This is a genomic window from Pseudomonas viridiflava (genome assembly GCF_900602065.1).
Taxonomy (GTDB): Bacteria; Pseudomonadota; Gammaproteobacteria; order Pseudomonadales; family Pseudomonadaceae; genus Aquipseudomonas.
Map to the genome: position 1 here is coordinate 55,741 of NZ_UWFN01000265.1, position 16,150 is coordinate 71,890.

A 16,150-nucleotide genomic window follows, 5' to 3' on the forward strand; every position below is an offset into this window, starting at 1 on the left:
CTGTAGGAGCTGCCGAAGGCTGCGAAAGCGATCTATCTGATAAAACGCCTTCGCAGCCTTCGGCAGCTCCTACAAGTCACGCGTGACGCAAAGATCCTGCATAAAAGCGCCAGATGAGCCAAGTTTAAACCCATAAAAAAGCCGCGACAGGTTTGCCTGTCGCGGCTTTCGCTCATCCCGTCAGCCCGCGATCAAACCGCGCTGCGACGATAAGCCCGGTACTTCGGCTGCCAGAAGTTACGCTGGATCGCCTCAACCAGAAACTCTTCAGTAGTTTCCAGCGCCACGCCATCAGCCTGAGCCTGCTTGGCGACGGCCAGAGCGATCTTCTTGCTGACTTCCTGAATCTCCTTCAGCGGCGGCAATACCGCGTCGCCCTTGCCCGTCACCATCGGTGAACACTCAGCCAGCGCGTTGGACGCCGCCATCAGCATTTTGTCGGAGATCCGTGTGGCTTTTGCCGCGATCACACCCAGACCAATGCCCGGGAAGATGTAGGAGTTGTTGCACTGTGCGATGTGGAACGTGCGATCACCCACAGTCACCGGGGCAAATGGACTACCGGTTGCTACCAGCGCATCGCCGTTGGTCCAGGTCAGGACTTCCTGCGGGGTGACTTCGACCTTCGACGTCGGATTGGACAACGGCATGACCAGCGGCTTGGCGCAGTGTTTATGCATCTCGCGGATGATCTGCTCGGTGAACAGGCCACGCTGGCCGGACACGCCGATCAACACAGTCGGCTTGCCGTTAGTCACTACGTCCAGCAGCTCAGGGTAGCCCGAGCCACTCGACCAGCCCGCCACGTCGCCAGCTTTCTGAGCCAGGTTTTTCTGGAAGTCCAGCAGGTTGTCCATGCTGTCGGTCAACAGGCCAAAACGATCCACCATCATCACCCGCTTGCGGGCTTCTGCTTCCGTCAGGCCTTCAATCACCATCGCGGCGATGATGTGCTCGGCAATACCGCAACCGGCCGAACCCGCGCCGAGGAACACCACGCGCTGCTGACCGAGGGTTTCATTCTTGGCTTTACAGGCCGCCAGCAAGGTGCCGACCGCAACCGATGCAGTGCCCTGAATGTCGTCGTTGAAGCAGCACAGCTCGTCGCGGTACTTGTCCAGCAACGGCATGGCGTTGGTCTGGGCGAAGTCTTCGAACTGCAGCAGCACGTCCGGCCAGCGACGCTGAACAGCCTCGATGAACAGCGCGATGAAGTCTTCATATTCCTTGCCGGTCACCCGCTTGTTGCGCCAGCCCATGTACATCGGGTCGTCGAGCAACTCCTGATTGTTGGTGCCGACGTCCAGCACGATAGGCAACGTGTAAGCCGGGCTGATCCCGCCGCACGCGGTGTACAGCGACAGCTTGCCAATCGGAATGCCCATGCCACCGATGCCCTGATCACCCAGACCGAGAATCCGCTCGCTGTCCGTGACTACGATGATCTTGATGCGGTCCTTGGTGGCGCTGCGCAGAATATCGTCGATACGGTCGCGATCCGGATAAGAAATAAACAGACCACGGTGAGTACGATAGATTTTGGAGAATTCCTGACAGGCCTGCCCTACCGTCGGCGTGTAGATAATTGGCAGCATTTCATCGAGGTGAGAATCCAGCAGGCGGAAGAACAACGTTTCGTTGTTGTCCTGGATCGAACGCAGATAAATATGCTTGTCCAGATCACTCGCGCACTGCTGATACTGGCTGTACACCCGCGTCACTTGCTCTTCGATCGTCTCTACGTTTTGCGGTAGCAGCCCGATCAGATTGAATTCGACCCGCTCTTGCGGGGTAAAAGCACTGCCTTTATTCAGCAGGGGCATTTCCAGCAGCGAAGGGCCGGCATAGGAAATATATAAAGGTCGCGAAGTCTTGGTCATTTTCAGTTATCGCCTTTTCTTGTCTACTCGTATTCAGTCCGTACAACCGAGGCCGGCAACCCGGAATCTCCATTACAGAGCGCATCAGGGCCAGCCCCGAAAAATCGGGGGTCGTGAAATCAAGGTGCACATCTTACTCGCGCAAAATCGTGTTGCGACAATTTGCCGCTACTACATGGCGAAAGGATGGCAAAAAATCAGACTCGTATGCCCCGGCGCTGCTGGGTAGACTCGGAATTGTCACGGAATATGTTGACCACTGTAGGAGCTGCCGAAGGCTGCGAAGGCGTTTTTCATGCCACTCCGTATTTCGCAGCCTTCGGTAGCTCCTACAAAATCGTGCGTATCTTCCCCATTTCAATGAGGTAACCCATGCTCAACAACCGACGCTTCTCGGCATTCCTGTTTGACATGGACGGCACGCTGCTCAACTCCATCGTCGCCGCCGAGCGGGTCTGGACTCACTGGGCAGAACGCCACGGCCTGGACGTCAAAACATTTCTGCCCACTATCCACGGCGTGCGATGCATCGACACCATCCGCAACCTCAACCTGCCCGGCGTTGACGCAGAACGGGAAGCCGAAGCCATCTCACAAGCAGAAATTGACGATGTAGAAGGCGTCATCGAAGTCGCCGACGCCGCCCGCCTCCTCGCCTCTCTCCCGCCAGAGCGTTGGGCTATCGTCACCTCCGCCCCACGCGCCTTGGCCGAAGCGCGCCTGAAAGCCGCTGGCCTGAAACTACCGGTCAACATCGTCACATCCGAAGACGTCACCCAAGGCAAACCCTTCCCGGACTGCTTCCTGCTTGCAGCGAAACGTCTGGGCGTTGATCCGAAAGACTGCCTGGTATTCGAAGATGCACCCGCAGGTATTGCGGCGGCGGAAGCAGCAGGCGCGAGTGTGGTTGTGATTACGGCAACGCATGAGCATGAGATGGAGACGCGGCACGGGACGCTGGCGAGTTATGAAGGGGTGACGGTGGTGGTTGATGCTGAGGGGTTGGGGTTGATGCGGGTTTAGAGCAGGAAGTCAGCCCGCACCCAAGAGCCTGACTATCTAGATAGTAATCGTCGCGATCGTGGCACTAATGCCAGCGGCGACTGCCATGGAATACCAGAAAAACTCATCAGCAACCTCTCCAGCATCGACTCCGTGAGACCAAGCGCGGTAGGTATCTACCGCACTCGATACAGGTTGCGAGCCTAAGCTCTCCGCCCCGTTGTGATATTTCGTCCAGCCCTTCTCCTCGAAAAATAGCCGAATCCGGGCTCGAATGAACTCGCCTGCGCGAATATCGCCAACCTAAAAAACGACGAAAAATTGTCTCCAGTCGGATACACTTGGCAGTGACGTACACAATACAGCAGACACAAATTTTCACCCATTGGCACGCAGGCTTGCGCGACATACGGGCCAGGATCGCTATAGCGCGACGTATTGAGCGCGTATCGGCAGGTAATCTGGGAGACGTGAAAGCCGTCGGCGAAGGAGTGTCCGAGATGCGCGTAGATGTCGGCGCAGGATACAGAATCTATTTCACCACCCGGGACCGTACGATCATCGTGCTCCTGGTCGGCGGGGATAAATCAACTCAGCCGGGTGATATGAGGCAGGCAAAAATAATGGCGAAGGAGGTTTGATAAATGGCTGATACCCTGGTGCCGTTTGATATGGCAGAAATCCTTGACAGCGACGAGGCCATCAACGAATACCTCTCCCAGGTTCTTGCTGATGGTGATACGGACGAACTGATTCGTGCCGTTGGCCATGTAGCAAAAGCACGTGGCATGGCTCAGATAGCCAAGGATTCAGGGCTTGGCAGAGCCAGTCTGTACAAAGCTTTGGCTCCAGGGGCGAAGCCGCGCTTTGACACAGTACTGAAAGTATTAAATGCACTCGGAATCAAGCTGGTCACTCATCGTCCTTAACCAGAATTTCAACCCGAGGTAACCCATGCTCAACAACCGACGCTCTCGGCATTTCTGTTCGACATGGACGGCACGCTGCTCAATTCCATCGTCGCCGCCGAGCGGGTCTGGAATCACTGGGTAGAACGTCATGGCGTTGACGCAGCATGAGATAGAGACGCCGCACGCGACGCTGGCGAGCTATGAAGGGGTGACGGTGGTGGTTGATGCTGAGGGGTTGAGTCTCACTCGGAACTGACCATCAGACTGCATGCCAGCAAAAAGCGATTAGCTGAGTAGCCTGGCCAGCAACAGCGTTACCGTGGAAACTGCGCCAATCATGCCGATGGCAATTGCGACGGGATACCAGAAGATTTCTCGAGTCATTTTGCGAGCTTCAGTATTAAGCCTGTTTTTTTCAGCGCCGAGCTTGTCAGCCTCCAAAACCAGCTTGTGCGCTTCGGCTAACATTTTTTTGATCTCGGCTTTGGTTTTTTCGAGCTCGCCTTCAGTCATGACGTGTTCCTGCATGGTTTTCCCTGAAATGAGCGCCTATATGAGCCTGCGCCCCTGAAACTGATTTCCCTCGTTATGCCGAGTGGATTCAGGTTCATCTTCAGCCAATTCCAATTGGCGACTGCGGTAGTTATTCATATCTCCAGGCTCTCGACTATCAACCAGAGGAAAATCGGACGATTCCTAAACCCCCTTTGGCCCGCGTTAGCCGAGATCCCCTATCCCAGTGAGAAGTTCTGTGTTTGCCCGCTATCCGTTAAGACCGGCTTCAGACGGGAGGGCGGTATTTCTGCCGAAGAATATTTGATAAATGTCCCGACGCCCTCCCGGCTAAAGCCGGTCCTACGGGATGGCGTGGAACCTGTGGGGAGGCTTGCCCGCGATTCAGGCGCCGCCGGGCATCAGGTACACCGGGAACCACCCACACTCCTCCACCCGTCCAGCCAATCACCTCAATTCACTCATCAGCACCCAACCGTCTACGTCGAGCCACCAACGCTCGCCGAAATGACAAATTTGCGTAATCCATAAAAAGCCGCGCCAGATGATTCAGCGCCATCTCCTCGCCTTCACTGCCCACAACGAAGTCGAAGCCCAGGGCACGCTTGTTCTCGCCGGGTAGCAGCGACTCGAAAGTAATTGGCCGCTTATTGGTCTCTTTGGCTTCGTACAGGATGCGCAGTAGAGAAATAGTCGCGGTCATGATCGCCCCTTGCCAATCAGGTGTACTCAGGACAACCCAGACCTGCGCCCAAAAGCCGGGATTCTTTTCGGGTATGCCTGGCATCCGGCTCCTCCCTCTTGGGGAGCAAAATAAATTGGGCCCCAGCAGCACTCCTAGCTCGGAGCGATGGGAGTGGCGGCGCAAAAGACGAAAAAGCCCCGGCAAATGCCGTGGCTCGAAGAACCATAGAAAGCAAAAAGCCCAGCACTGTGGCTGGGCTTTGCTCGCGGAAAAACCACAAAGTAACGGTAAATCTATAGAACAGGCCCGGGCCTGTCGAGATTCTGTTTGAGTGACTAGTTCGACATTTTGCAATCTTCGAACATTGGAGTTTTGATCACATCGCCCTTGCCCGTACAAATCACTGTAACGTTCTGACCTTTTTTCAATTGAGCCATCACTTCTAGATCAGATTTATCGAACTGGAATTGCGGCCCCATAAACTGATTTTTACTGGCCAAAACCAGATACGGCCTGCCTCTGTAATCAGTATTGATATCATCAATGCGCCCAGTGATCTTGACCTGCTTGCCCTTGAATAGAATATCAGCGGCGACCGTATTCTCCTCATAACTTGAGGAGACCTGCGAAGCTGTATATACCTTCAAAGGCTCCGCCGGTGCAGCTTTCGCTGCTGGTTGGGCAGGAGCAACTTGAGCCGCTGGCTGGGCAGGGGTCTGCACTGCCTCGTCAGTTTTGGGTGATGACGGCGCTGCAAAAATGACTACCAAACTGAGGATTAACCAGCCAAAGCCAAGTACGCGCGACAGCGTGGAATGACCTTTTCGAAACAGAAACCACGAAAAGATAACCGGAAAAAAAACGATCCCCGCCCCGAGAAGAAAACCAACTTTTCGTGTGGATGGTGCATTTACATCATTCATTTCGCTCTCCATGGCGATCTGTAAAGGCGCACATTCTGGACTGCGCAACACCAAATTGCCATCATCACAACGACTCTTGGTTAAGCTGCTTTGCGACAGAACTCCAACGCGCTATATATCCACGCCAAGCCAGCCTTCCAGAGCTGCCTGGTTTTCTCTTCGCCAAAGCCCGTTTCCTGAGCTGGCCACATGAGCGGATCACCCAAGGTAGCCTTGTCGATGCCGGTCAGTGGCACATTACCCAGGCGCGGCTGTAAGTGGCACTTGATCAGCGATGCGCCAGTCTTCTTGCGCTTATCAGACAGGCTAAGGTCGCGGACCATGCGGTCGGCGTAAAAGTCGAGCAGCTCACCGGTCAGCAGCCACCTCGACAGGTTGGTACCGGCACCGGCGTAGAGGCCAGGCGGATACCCGCCGACACCAAAAGCATGGCCGGTATGTTTCGCAGATGATGGGGTTCAGGGAGGACTAGAGCGTCCCTTAAAGGTCTAGAGCAGACGATATTTGCCCTAAACCTGCCCTAGACTTTAAGACCAGAAACGAAAAACCCCCGATAACTTCAACGTTATCAGGGGTTTGGCGTGTAGCAATAATGGCGGAGAGATAGGGATTTGAACCCTAGGTACTGTCGCCAGTACAACGGATTTCGAATCCGTCCCGTTCGGCCACTCCGGCATCTCTCCAACGGCGCGCATCATAACAGTTCAATCGCAGAAGGCGATACCTTTTGCTAATTTTTTTTCGTGCTATCAAGCGCTTGCGTTACTTTTTTCCGTCTTAGAGCGGTACGCCCAGACGGTTGGCGACTTCTTCGTAGGCTTCGATGACGTCACCGAGGCCCTGGCGGAAGCGGTCTTTGTCCATTTTCTTCTTGGTGTCTTTGTCCCACAGACGGCAGCCGTCCGGGCTGAATTCGTCGCCTAGGACGATGGAGCCGTCGCTGAACACGCCAAATTCGAGTTTGAAGTCGACCAGCAGCAGGCCGGCGTCATCGAACAGTTTGCTCAGGACTTCGTTGACCTTGAGCGACAGTTCTTTCATGCGAACCAGTTGCTCGGCGGTGCCCCAGCCGAATGCCACAACGTGGGATTCGTTGATGAACGGGTCGCCCTTGGCATCGTCCTTCAGGAACAGCTCGAAGGTGTACGGGTTGAGCTTGAGGCCCTCTTCAACGCCCAGGCGCTTTACCAGGCTACCGGCGGCGTAGTTACGCACGACGCATTCGACCGGGATCATGTCGAGCTTTTTGACCAGGACTTCGTTGTCGGCCAGCAGCTTGTCGAATTGGGTCGGAATGCCTGCAGCTTCGAGCTTCTGCATAATGAAGGCGTTGAACTTGTTGTTCACCATGCCTTTACGGTCCAGCTGTTCGATACGCTTGCCGTCGAACGCCGAAGTGTCGTTACGGAACAGCAGGATCAAGCGGTCAGCGTCGTCGGTCTTGTAAACCGACTTGGCTTTGCCGCGGTAGAGTTCTTCACGTTTTTCCATGATGGGCTCCGCTTGCTAAGTAGTTGGGCTAGGCGATATGTCGCCAGTCGAGCCCTGAATCTTGATCGGCCAATTGTAACCAGTCCGGATCGCACCCTAAGGTGTCGACGAAACATTGCCGGGCCAGATGCGGCAGATTGTTCTTGCTGCTGAGGTGGGCCAGTACCAGATGTTGCAGGTCCTGCCAGCCCAACTCGTTCACCAGGCTTGCGGCCTGATGGTTGTTCAAATGTCCTTCGCTGCCACCGACCCGCTGCTTCAGGAAGTACGGGTAGTGACCGCGGGCAAGCATGTCCCGGCAGTGGTTGGACTCGATCATCAGGGCGTCCAGACCGTGGTAGCTTTGCAGCACCGTCGGGCAGTACGAACCCAGATCCGTCAGCAGACCAAAACGACGCGTGCCGTCGGTGAAGACAAACTGCGTCGGCTCAAGGGCATCGTGAGCGACGGACACCACGTGGATGTTCAACGCTCCCAACTGCAAATCCTGCCCGCCTGCCAGATACCCGGCGACTTCAACAGGCTTGCGCAACCCTCGCGCCGTGCCACTGCTCATGTACACCGGCAGATTGTAGCGCCGAGACAGCAAACCCACGCCATGCACGTGATCGGCATGTTCGTGGGTTACCAGAATCGCACTCAACTGATGCGCGCTAAGCCCTAGCCGCGCCAGTCGTCGTTCGGTTTCCCGCAGGGAGAAACCGCAATCCACCAGCACATGCGTATTACCGCTGGCTACCAGCGTGCCATTCCCTTGGCTGCCGCTGCCTAATACTGCGAAACGCACTTAACCCAGGTTGTCTTGAATGACACCCAGTACGCGACGGGCAACATCTGCCGGCGCGACGGTGTTGATGTTTTTCTCAACGGTTACCTGAACGTTGTCACCCACTTTGCTCAAGCGCACTTGATAACGCTCGGCACGGGCATCGATCTCTTCCTTGGTTTCCTTGCTGCCGAACAGGCGGCCGAAGAAACCAGGTTTGTTCTCAGGCGTATCAGCCCGCTCTGCCAGGTTGATGTAGTACAGACCCAGGCTGCGGTTGATGTCTTCTACGCGCCATTCACCCTGATTGAGTGCACGACCGACGCTTGACCAGGCACGATCCAGATCCGAACCGACGTTCAGAACCGGGTTGCCGCTGCCGTCTTCGCTCAAGGCAACACGGCTTGGGGTGTCGTAGTCACGCGCGGCCAGCAGCGACACGGAGCCGCCCTGTTCTGCGCTGCGGCTCAGACTGGCCAGCATGTCATCGGTCAACGCAGCATCGAGCGCCACGTTGGTAGCGCGATCAGTGAACGGGACGTCAGCGGTGCTGCCCGCTGGGCGCTCAGCGCTGACCACGTAGATCTCGCTGGTGTTGCGCTGCACGCCCGGCTCGATACGTACTCGCACGCGGGTTTCTGCATCGGAAGCCGTGCCGCTGGCACTCAGGCGCTTGGCGACGACCGCGGACAGCTCGTCCAGACGCTGCCACGTAGTGCTGAACTCACCTGTTTGCGGGCGATCTTCGGCGATACGGAAACCGTTATCTTCGAAATACTGATGCGCTACAGGCCAGACTTCAGCAGGCGCACGTTGAGCGAGCACCCAACTGTTATTGCCGCTCTTCTGCAGGCTGAAATCGCTGGCATCGGCAACGGTCGACAGAGGTTGCGGACGAGGTACGACGAATTCACCTTTGACGGTGTCATCTGCCACGTTACGCGGGATCGGCAGCAGCGGGTCGAGACGCTTGGTCTCCGAAACACCCGGCGGGATCTGCATCGGTGCAGTTTGCTGTGCTTCGAGGTAATCGCTGCCACGGTCACGGAAGTAACCATCTTCACCCCACAGCCAACCGCAACCGCTGGTGCTGGAGATAATCAAGGCAAGTGCGGAAAGTCCGGCCAATCGCTTCATTGCGTAATGCTTCCTCAATTAAACCAGAACGCCGGACTGGCGCAGGGCCTGACGCAGCGGTTCGTGACAGGCCTGGCTGAGCCAGGTGAGCGGCAGACGGATACCGTCCGGCATCAAACCCATTTCGTTCAGGGCCCATTTCACGGGGATAGGGTTGGATTCGATAAACAGGGTCTTGTTGAGCGGCATCAGTTTTTCATTGATCGCCCGCGCAGCTTCAGCGTCACCACGCATGGCCGCAGCACACAACTCACTCATGGCACGCGGTGCAACGTTGGCGGTCACGGAAATGTTGCCTTTGCCACCCAGCAGCATCAATTCGACGGCTGTCGCGTCATCACCGGAATACACCAGGAAGTCGCTGCTGACGCCCGCCAGGATGTCCTTGGCGCGCTGCAGATCACCCGTCGCTTCCTTGATGCCGATGATGTTCGGCACGGTGGACAAGCGCACAACAGTCTCTGCCAGCATGTCGCAGGCGGTACGGCCCGGCACGTTGTAAAGGATCTGCGGGATGTCTACTGCTTCGGCAATAGCCTTGAAGTGCTGATACAGGCCTTCCTGAGTCGGCTTGTTGTAATACGGCGTGACCAGAAGGCACGCGTCGGCGCCTGCGCGCTTGGCGTTGTTGGTCAGCTCGATCGCTTCACGCGTTGAGTTTGCGCCTGTGCCTGCGATAACAGGAATACGCCCTGCCACCTGATCGACCACACGACGGATCACCTCGATGTGTTCATTCACATCAAGCGTGGCCGATTCACCTGTGGTGCCAACGGCAACAATGGCGTTGGTGCCCTCTTGCAGGTGGAAGTCCACCAGTTTGCTCAGGCTGTCCCAGTCCAGACGTCCCTGTGCATCCATGGGTGTGACCAGTGCCACCATACTGCCCGCAATCATGCAACCGCTCCTGCCGGAAAAAGAGAGCCGTAATGGTACTGGCGCTATCAGCCTTGTACAAGCGAAGTACCACGCTGTGAGCATTCCCCTGAGCGATGGTTTTCGCTACCCTTCGTTCTTTGATCGGTACTGGTCATCTGCGCGCCTCATTCATTCGGTCGATTTAAACGTCAGAACCCCTGCTCCAGCGCTGTTGCAGCCTGCCTTTGGCCAATCGGGCAGACGCACCTCGCCAGGGTTGCGGTTGTCGTCTGACGCTGTTGATCGTCGATTCGGCCCCGCAAGCCAATAAATGTACCGACCGCTCATCGTCTAGGAATGCTGCATGTCGTCCACCCCCACAGTTCGCGAACAATTCCTTGTCATCAGTGCCCTTGGCGCAAACCCAATGGAGCTGACCAACGTCCTGTGCCGTGCCAGTCACGAAAGCCGTTGCTCGGTAGTCAGCTCGCGCCTGACCCGTCACGGCGAATACAGTGCGTTGATTCTTCAGGTTTCCGGTAGCTGGGATGCCCTGGCCCGCCTGGAAACAGGCCTGCCCGGCCTGTCCAAGAAGCACGACTTCACCACCAGCGTGGTACGCAGTGCCACGCTGGAAAGCCGTCCAGAGGCGCTGCCTTACGTGGCTTACGTCAGCTCGGCGTATCGCCCGGACATCATCAATGAGCTGTGCCAGTTCTTCATGGACCACAACGTGGAACTGGAAAACCTGATCTGCGATACCTATCTGGCTCCGCAGACCGGCGGCACCATGCTCAACGCAACCTTCACCGTGACCTTGCCTGCGGGCATCCAGATCAGTTGGCTGCGCGATCAGTTTCTGGATTTCGCCGACGCGCTGAACCTGGATGCACTGATCGAACCGTGGCGCCCGCAAGCCCCCATGTAAGGAAGTCCCATGGCTGTAGCAGTAGATCAACCGGTTAGCGATTTTCAGGTGCAAGCCACTAGCGGACAGGCCGTGAGCCTGTCCGAACTCAAGGGCAAGCAGGTCGTGATTTATTTCTACCCGAAAGACAGCACGCCAGGCTGCACCACTCAGGGTCAGAACTTTCGCGATCAACATGAGCAGTTTCAGGCGGCCAACACCCTGGTGTTTGGTGTGTCAAGGGACAGCCTCAAGTCTCACGAGAATTTCAAGGCCAAGCAGTCGTTCCCGTTCGAGCTGATTTCGGACAAGGACGAAGCCCTTTGCCAGCTGTTTGATGTGATCAAGCTCAAGAAGCTGTACGGCAAGGAATACCTTGGCGTGGATCGCAGCACCTTTTTGATCGACAAGGACGGTGTGCTACGCCACGAATGGCGCGGCGTGAAAGTGCCGGGGCATGTGGAAGCGGTGCTGGAACAGGCTCAGGCGTTGAATAAAGCCTGAAGCCTTGGTGCGCTTTCAACCGCTATCGCGAGCAAGCTCGCTCCTACAGAAGAATGCGTTTCAATCTGTAGGAGCGACCGGGGTGGCGCTCCACCTTGCTCGCGATGGCGTCGGTGCTTACAACAAAGGCGCCACGGTAGGCTCCTGCCTTGGCCACGCGTCCAGCACGGCCTTGAACAGGGTCGCCAGCGGAATCGCGAAGAAGATCCCCCAGAAGCCCCACAACCCGCCAAACAAAAGTACAGCGCAGATGATTGCGACCGGGTGCAGGTTGACCGCCTCCGAAAACAGCAGTGGCACCAGCACGTTGCCGTCCAGCGCCTGAATCACGCCGTAGACCACCATCAGGTAGATGAACTGGTCACTCCAGCCCCACTGAAACAACGCGATCAAGGCCACCGGTACGGTCACCACCACCGCGCCGACGTATGGCACCACCACGGAAATCCCCACCAGCATCGCCAGCAACGCAGCGTAGTTAAGCCCCAGCGCCACAAAACCGATGTAGGTCACGCCACCACAAATAAATATCTCGATGACTTTGCCGCGAATGTAGTTGGCGATCTGCCGATTCATTTCTTCGGCAACACGCGTCATCAAAGCGCGTTCGCGTGGCAGGTAGCTGACCACCCAGCGGCCAATGAGACGACGATCCTTGAGAAAGAAGAACACCAGGATCGGCACCAGCACGAGATAAATCATGACGTTGGCCAGCAACGGCAAACTGGACAGCGAGAAAGTCAGTGCCCACTGGCCGAACTTGCCGATCTCGCCACGTGCGACTTCGATGGCATGCAGCACCTGTTCGTCGGAAACCAGATGCGGATAACGCTCGGGCAACAGCAGCAATAACGACTGCCATTTGGCAAGCATGCCCGGCAGCTCATTGAACAGCGTGATCAATTGATGCCAGAGCAGCGGCACCAGGACCAGCAAGAACACCAGCAACGCCCCCATGAACAGCATGAAGACCAGGCCGACCGCGCCGGATTCGGGCACCCGAAAACGCTCAAGCAGGCTCACCAGCCCTTGCATCAGGAACGCCAGCACCATCCCGGCCAGCACGGGCGCGAGCATGCCGCCAAGGGTCAGAACAATGGTGAACGCCAGAAACAGCAACACCGCGAGCACAACCGCCTCTTCATCGGAAAAGTAGCGTTGTACCCAGTTGCGAAGCACGTTGAACATCAAAAATCCTTTTGAAGCGGATGGGCCTGTTTCGGTTACGCCTTACGCAGCCAGTAGGTGTAGATCCCGGCCTCGGCTTCCTCATGAAGCAATTCATGGCCAGCAAGCCTGGCGAAGGAACGGAAGTCGCGCTGGGATCCGGCGTCGGTAGCGATGACCTTGAGTACGGCGCCGCGGTTCAGGCGGTTGAGCTCCAGTTTGGCCTTGAGCAACGGCAGCGGGCAATTAAGGCCGCTTGCGTCGACTTCAGCGTCACAGCTTTCGGGGCGCGTTACAGCGTCAGACATCGTTTCTCTCCGGGCAGGCACATCAAATTGCTATACGAAGGCAAAATGTTTCTATCAGATACATCTTCGAGGCCGGAAGAATACCGCACTCTGGCCATCAAGCCATTTAGACGGCTACAGTAGAGGTTCTCCAACTCAGAGCTCCATGGATGAATTTTCTGCGCCCCACCCTGCTGACGCTCGCATGCCTGATGACTGTTCCTGCGCATGCCGATGACCTGCCGTCCCTCGGCGATGCCAGTTCCGCGATTGTTTCGCCGGAGCAGGAACACCAGTTGGGCCGTGCCTGGCTTGGGCTGCTTCGTGGTCAGGTCTCGCAACTTTCCGACCCTCAGCTCAAGGACTTCGTCGAGACCTCGGTCTACAGCCTGGCGGAAACCAGCCAGGTACAGGACCGACGCCTTGAGTTCATTCTGATCAACAGCCCGCAACTCAACGCCTTCGCCGCACCCGGCGGGATTATCGGCGTCAACGGCGGTTTGTTCCTCAATGCCCAGACTGAAGGCGAATACGCTTCGGTACTGGCGCACGAACTGGCTCACTTGTCGCAACGCCACTTTGCTCGTGGTGTTGAAGCCCAACAGCGCATGCAAGTGCCCGTCATGGCAGCAATGCTTGCGGGGATTGTCATGGCCGCTGCGGGAGCGGGCGATGCAGGCATTGCGGCCATCGCGGGCTCACAGGCCGCGGCCATTCAGGAACAGCGTCGTTTCTCCCGCCAGAACGAGCAGGAAGCCGACCGGATCGGCATTCTCAATCTGGAAAAGGCCGGCTACGACCCGCGCAACATGCCGACCATGTTTGAGCGTTTGATGCGTCAGTATCGCTTCGACGCCAAGCCTCCTGAATTTCTGCTGACTCACCCGGTAACTGAATCGCGGATCGCGGACACCCGTAACCGCGCCGAACAAGCAAAACCGGGCGGCAAGGAAGACAGCGTGCGCTACCAGCTGATGCGTGCGCGGGTGGCGTTGATCTACGAAGAAACACCGGGGATTGCCGCCAAGCGCTTTCGTGCCCAACTGACCGAGACCCCAAATTCGGCCCCTGCGCGCTACGGCCTCGCTATCGCGCAGATCAAAGGTGGGCAGCTCAACGAAGCACGGGAAACCCTCAAGCCGTTGATCGACAAGTCACCTAACGACATCACCTACAACCTGACGCAGATTGATCTGGACATCACCAACAACCGGCTCAATGACGCACAACAACGCGTGGACCGGATGCTGACTCAATATCCTGACAACTATCCGTTGAATCAGGTTCGGGTTGATGTGCTACTCAAACAGAATCGTACCGCTGAAGCGGAGAAATCCCTGAACGGGCTGTTGAAAAACCGTCCTGATGATCCGGACATCTGGTATCTGGTCGCTGAGACCCGTGGTTTGAACGGCAACACTATTGGTCTGCATCAGGCCCGTGCCGAGTACTTCGCGCTGGTGGGTGATTTCAGGCAGGCCATCCAGCAACTGGACTTCGCCAAACGTCGGGCGAACAACAACTTCCAGCTGGCTTCACGCATTGATGCGCGGCAGAAGGAATTGGCGGATCAGGAGCGGATGGTCAAGGACATGATGTAACGCTAAAGCGCGGCAAGCACCGCTCCCACAGGTTGGCATTGATTTCAAACTCAATGGCGCACCTGTGGGACCGAATTCATTCGGGAAGACGGCGTTTCACTCAATACAAAGGCTGCGGATGTACTGGCCCCTTCGCGAATAAATTCGCTCCCACAGTGAATCGATCTGGCAGGGAAACATAGAATCCCCCACAGGGATAGCATTCCACTTCAGGTAAGTTGCCAGGCGGTATCAAGCATTCCCCATCTGACGCATCCGCGCAGCCTGGGTAAAATCCAGCATCCGCTGCAATGGACGTACCGCATGGGGAATAACTGCAGGATCGACGAAGATCTCGTTAGTACCCTCGCGCAAACACTGCAATGTACGTTCAAGCGTGTTCATCGCCATCCACGGGCAATGCGCGCAACTGCGGCAGGCCGCGCCGTTACCGGCAGTGGGCGCTTCGATGAAAATCTTGTCCGGGCACAGCTGCTGCATCTTGTAGAAAATGCCGCGATCAGTAGCCACGATGAACATCTTGTTCGGCAGCGTCTGTGCGGCCTTGATCATCTGGCTGGTCGAACCCACCGCATCGGCCAGATCGATCACCGACTCGGGCGACTCAGGGTGAACCAGAATCGCCGCCTCCGGAAACAGCGCTTTCATGTCCTCAAGCTGCTTGGACTTAAACTCTTCATGGACGATACAGGCACCGTCCCAGAGCAGCATGTCAGCACCGGTTTCACGCTGGATATAACGACCCAGGTGTTTGTCTGGCGCCCAGATGATTTTCTCGCCGTTGTCCATCAGGCTTTCAACGACTTCCAGCGCGCAACCGGAGGTCACGACCCAGTCGGCACGGGCTTTGACAGCGGCCGAGGTATTGGCATACACCACCACCGTACGCTCCGGATACTGATCGCAGAACGCTGTGAACTCGTCTACCGGGCAACCCAGATCCAGCGAGCAGGTCGCCTCAAGCGTCGGCATCAGTACACGTTTTTCAGGGTTGAGGATTTTGGCGGTCTCGCCCATGAAGCGCACGCCAGCCACCAGGACGGTTTTCGCCGAATGGTTATTGCTGAAACGGGCCATTTCCAGTGAGTCGGAGACACAACCGCCGGTCTCCTCCGCCAACGCCTGAATCACCGGATCGCAGTAATAATGCGCCACCAGCACAGCGTCCTGAGCCTTGAGCTCGGCCGCAATGGCTGCGCGGTAGTGGGCCTGTTCTTCGACGCTCAGCTCTTTAGGCTGCTTGGCATCAAGATGGGCCTGGACCAACAGGCGTTCGGAAATTTGCGTCATGTTCGCTGAACCTGCAAGCGCTCTGATAGCGCACAAGGCGAGTTTACACCCGAAAAGCAGACACAAAAAAAGCTGGAATACCTCATTTTCACGGGCCTTCCAGCTTTATAAGTATGTCGACCTGGGGTCGTGGTTCGGTCTTGGAGCCAGTCGTTCACGTCCGATGGCTCAAGCCGCTGAAGGCGGGCGGATTTTAGCCAGCCCCTTTCAGATTTACCATCTGTTTCA

18 protein-coding genes, 1 tRNA gene and 1 pseudogene are annotated in these 16,150 nt (G+C 56.7%); 7 read left to right on the plus strand and 13 right to left on the minus strand.

What is annotated here, in order from left to right:
* Nucleotides 1-191: 191 nt before the first annotated feature.
* A complete protein-coding gene (locus EE949_RS15235; RefSeq protein ID WP_122665043.1) occupies nucleotides 192-1,880 on the minus strand; it encodes an NAD-dependent malic enzyme in 1,689 nt (562 codons plus the stop codon).
* Nucleotides 1,881-2,252: 372 nt separating this feature from the next.
* Here EE949_RS15235 and EE949_RS15240 point away from each other — a divergent pair, with 372 nt between their 5' ends.
* The 4 genes and pseudogenes from EE949_RS15240 to EE949_RS29830 form a co-directional block, all read left to right on the plus strand.
* Nucleotides 2,253-2,903: an HAD-IA family hydrolase gene (locus EE949_RS15240; protein ID WP_122665044.1), complete on the plus strand. Its 651-nt coding sequence runs from the start codon at nucleotides 2,253-2,255 to the stop codon at nucleotides 2,901-2,903.
* A 326-nt stretch (nucleotides 2,904-3,229) separates the two neighbouring features.
* Nucleotides 3,230-3,523, plus strand: coding sequence for a type II toxin-antitoxin system RelE/ParE family toxin (locus EE949_RS15245; protein WP_122665045.1), 294 nt, complete (start codon nucleotides 3,230-3,232; stop codon nucleotides 3,521-3,523).
* A gap of 3 nt (nucleotides 3,524-3,526) precedes the next feature.
* Complete coding sequence (locus EE949_RS15250; RefSeq protein ID WP_122665046.1) at nucleotides 3,527-3,811, plus strand: addiction module antidote protein; 285 nt, start codon at nucleotides 3,527-3,529, stop codon at nucleotides 3,809-3,811.
* Between the two features lie 63 nt (nucleotides 3,812-3,874).
* Nucleotides 3,875-3,958 (plus strand): annotated as a pseudogene (locus EE949_RS29830) (HAD family hydrolase); the annotation flags it as partial.
* A gap of 120 nt (nucleotides 3,959-4,078) precedes the next feature.
* On the opposite strand, the gene EE949_RS15260 reads toward EE949_RS29830, so the two are convergent.
* The 9 genes from EE949_RS15260 to dapA form a co-directional block, all read right to left on the minus strand.
* The gene (locus EE949_RS15260; protein ID WP_122665047.1) at nucleotides 4,079-4,306 is read right to left on the minus strand and encodes a hypothetical protein; all 228 of its coding nucleotides are present in this window, start codon (nucleotides 4,304-4,306) and stop codon (nucleotides 4,079-4,081) included.
* Between the two features lie 457 nt (nucleotides 4,307-4,763).
* Nucleotides 4,764-5,084 carry a phage holin family protein gene (locus tag EE949_RS15265; RefSeq protein WP_205505013.1) on the minus strand — a complete coding sequence of 107 codons (321 nt, stop codon included), beginning with the start codon at nucleotides 5,082-5,084 and terminating at the stop codon, nucleotides 4,764-4,766.
* A 242-nt stretch (nucleotides 5,085-5,326) separates the two neighbouring features.
* Complete coding sequence (locus EE949_RS15270) at nucleotides 5,327-5,914, minus strand: OB-fold protein (protein ID WP_162874453.1); 588 nt, start codon at nucleotides 5,912-5,914, stop codon at nucleotides 5,327-5,329.
* An 80-nt stretch (nucleotides 5,915-5,994) separates the two neighbouring features.
* Complete coding sequence (locus tag EE949_RS30275) at nucleotides 5,995-6,237, minus strand: hypothetical protein (protein WP_240350594.1); 243 nt, start codon at nucleotides 6,235-6,237, stop codon at nucleotides 5,995-5,997.
* Nucleotides 6,238-6,507: 270 nt separating this feature from the next.
* Nucleotides 6,508-6,597: transfer RNA gene (locus EE949_RS15280), tRNA-Ser, on the minus strand.
* 94 nt (nucleotides 6,598-6,691) lie between these two features.
* Nucleotides 6,692-7,405, minus strand: coding sequence for a phosphoribosylaminoimidazolesuccinocarboxamide synthase (gene purC / locus EE949_RS15285; RefSeq protein WP_077571533.1), 714 nt, complete (start codon nucleotides 7,403-7,405; stop codon nucleotides 6,692-6,694).
* Between the two features lie 28 nt (nucleotides 7,406-7,433).
* Nucleotides 7,434-8,192: an MBL fold metallo-hydrolase gene (locus EE949_RS15290; RefSeq protein WP_027899152.1), complete on the minus strand. Its 759-nt coding sequence runs from the start codon at nucleotides 8,190-8,192 to the stop codon at nucleotides 7,434-7,436.
* Nucleotides 8,193-9,308 (minus strand): outer membrane protein assembly factor BamC, encoded by a 1,116-nt coding sequence (gene bamC / locus EE949_RS15295; protein WP_122665049.1) that lies wholly within the window; start codon nucleotides 9,306-9,308, stop codon nucleotides 8,193-8,195. It lies immediately after the preceding gene.
* A gap of 18 nt (nucleotides 9,309-9,326) precedes the next feature.
* On the minus strand, nucleotides 9,327-10,205 hold the full coding sequence (dapA, locus tag EE949_RS15300; protein ID WP_122665050.1) for a 4-hydroxy-tetrahydrodipicolinate synthase: 879 nt from the start codon (nucleotides 10,203-10,205) through the stop codon (nucleotides 9,327-9,329).
* Between the two features lie 325 nt (nucleotides 10,206-10,530).
* Here dapA and EE949_RS15305 point away from each other — a divergent pair, with 325 nt between their 5' ends.
* Together EE949_RS15305 and EE949_RS15310 are read left to right on the plus strand one after the other, a co-directional pair.
* Nucleotides 10,531-11,094 carry a glycine cleavage system protein R gene (locus tag EE949_RS15305; protein WP_027899149.1) on the plus strand — a complete coding sequence of 188 codons (564 nt, stop codon included), beginning with the start codon at nucleotides 10,531-10,533 and terminating at the stop codon, nucleotides 11,092-11,094.
* A 9-nt stretch (nucleotides 11,095-11,103) separates the two neighbouring features.
* Complete coding sequence (locus tag EE949_RS15310; protein ID WP_122665051.1) at nucleotides 11,104-11,577, plus strand: peroxiredoxin; 474 nt, start codon at nucleotides 11,104-11,106, stop codon at nucleotides 11,575-11,577.
* A gap of 117 nt (nucleotides 11,578-11,694) precedes the next feature.
* Here EE949_RS15310 and EE949_RS15315 read toward each other — a convergent pair whose 3' ends face one another.
* Both EE949_RS15315 and EE949_RS15320 read right to left on the minus strand, forming a co-directional pair.
* Complete coding sequence (locus EE949_RS15315) at nucleotides 11,695-12,765, minus strand: AI-2E family transporter (protein WP_122665052.1); 1,071 nt, start codon at nucleotides 12,763-12,765, stop codon at nucleotides 11,695-11,697.
* A 35-nt stretch (nucleotides 12,766-12,800) separates the two neighbouring features.
* A complete protein-coding gene (locus EE949_RS15320; RefSeq protein WP_122665053.1) occupies nucleotides 12,801-13,052 on the minus strand; it encodes a sulfurtransferase TusA family protein in 252 nt (83 codons plus the stop codon).
* A gap of 149 nt (nucleotides 13,053-13,201) precedes the next feature.
* On the opposite strand from EE949_RS15320, the gene EE949_RS15325 reads away from it, so the two are divergent.
* Nucleotides 13,202-14,632, plus strand: a complete 1,431-nt coding sequence (locus EE949_RS15325) for a M48 family metalloprotease (RefSeq protein ID WP_122665054.1) — start codon at nucleotides 13,202-13,204, stop codon at nucleotides 14,630-14,632.
* 231 nt (nucleotides 14,633-14,863) lie between these two features.
* Here the strand turns inward: EE949_RS15325 and nadA are convergent, their stop codons facing one another.
* Nucleotides 14,864-15,922: a quinolinate synthase NadA gene (gene nadA / locus EE949_RS15330; RefSeq protein ID WP_122665055.1), complete on the minus strand. Its 1,059-nt coding sequence runs from the start codon at nucleotides 15,920-15,922 to the stop codon at nucleotides 14,864-14,866.
* Nucleotides 15,923-16,150 lie beyond the last annotated feature (228 nt).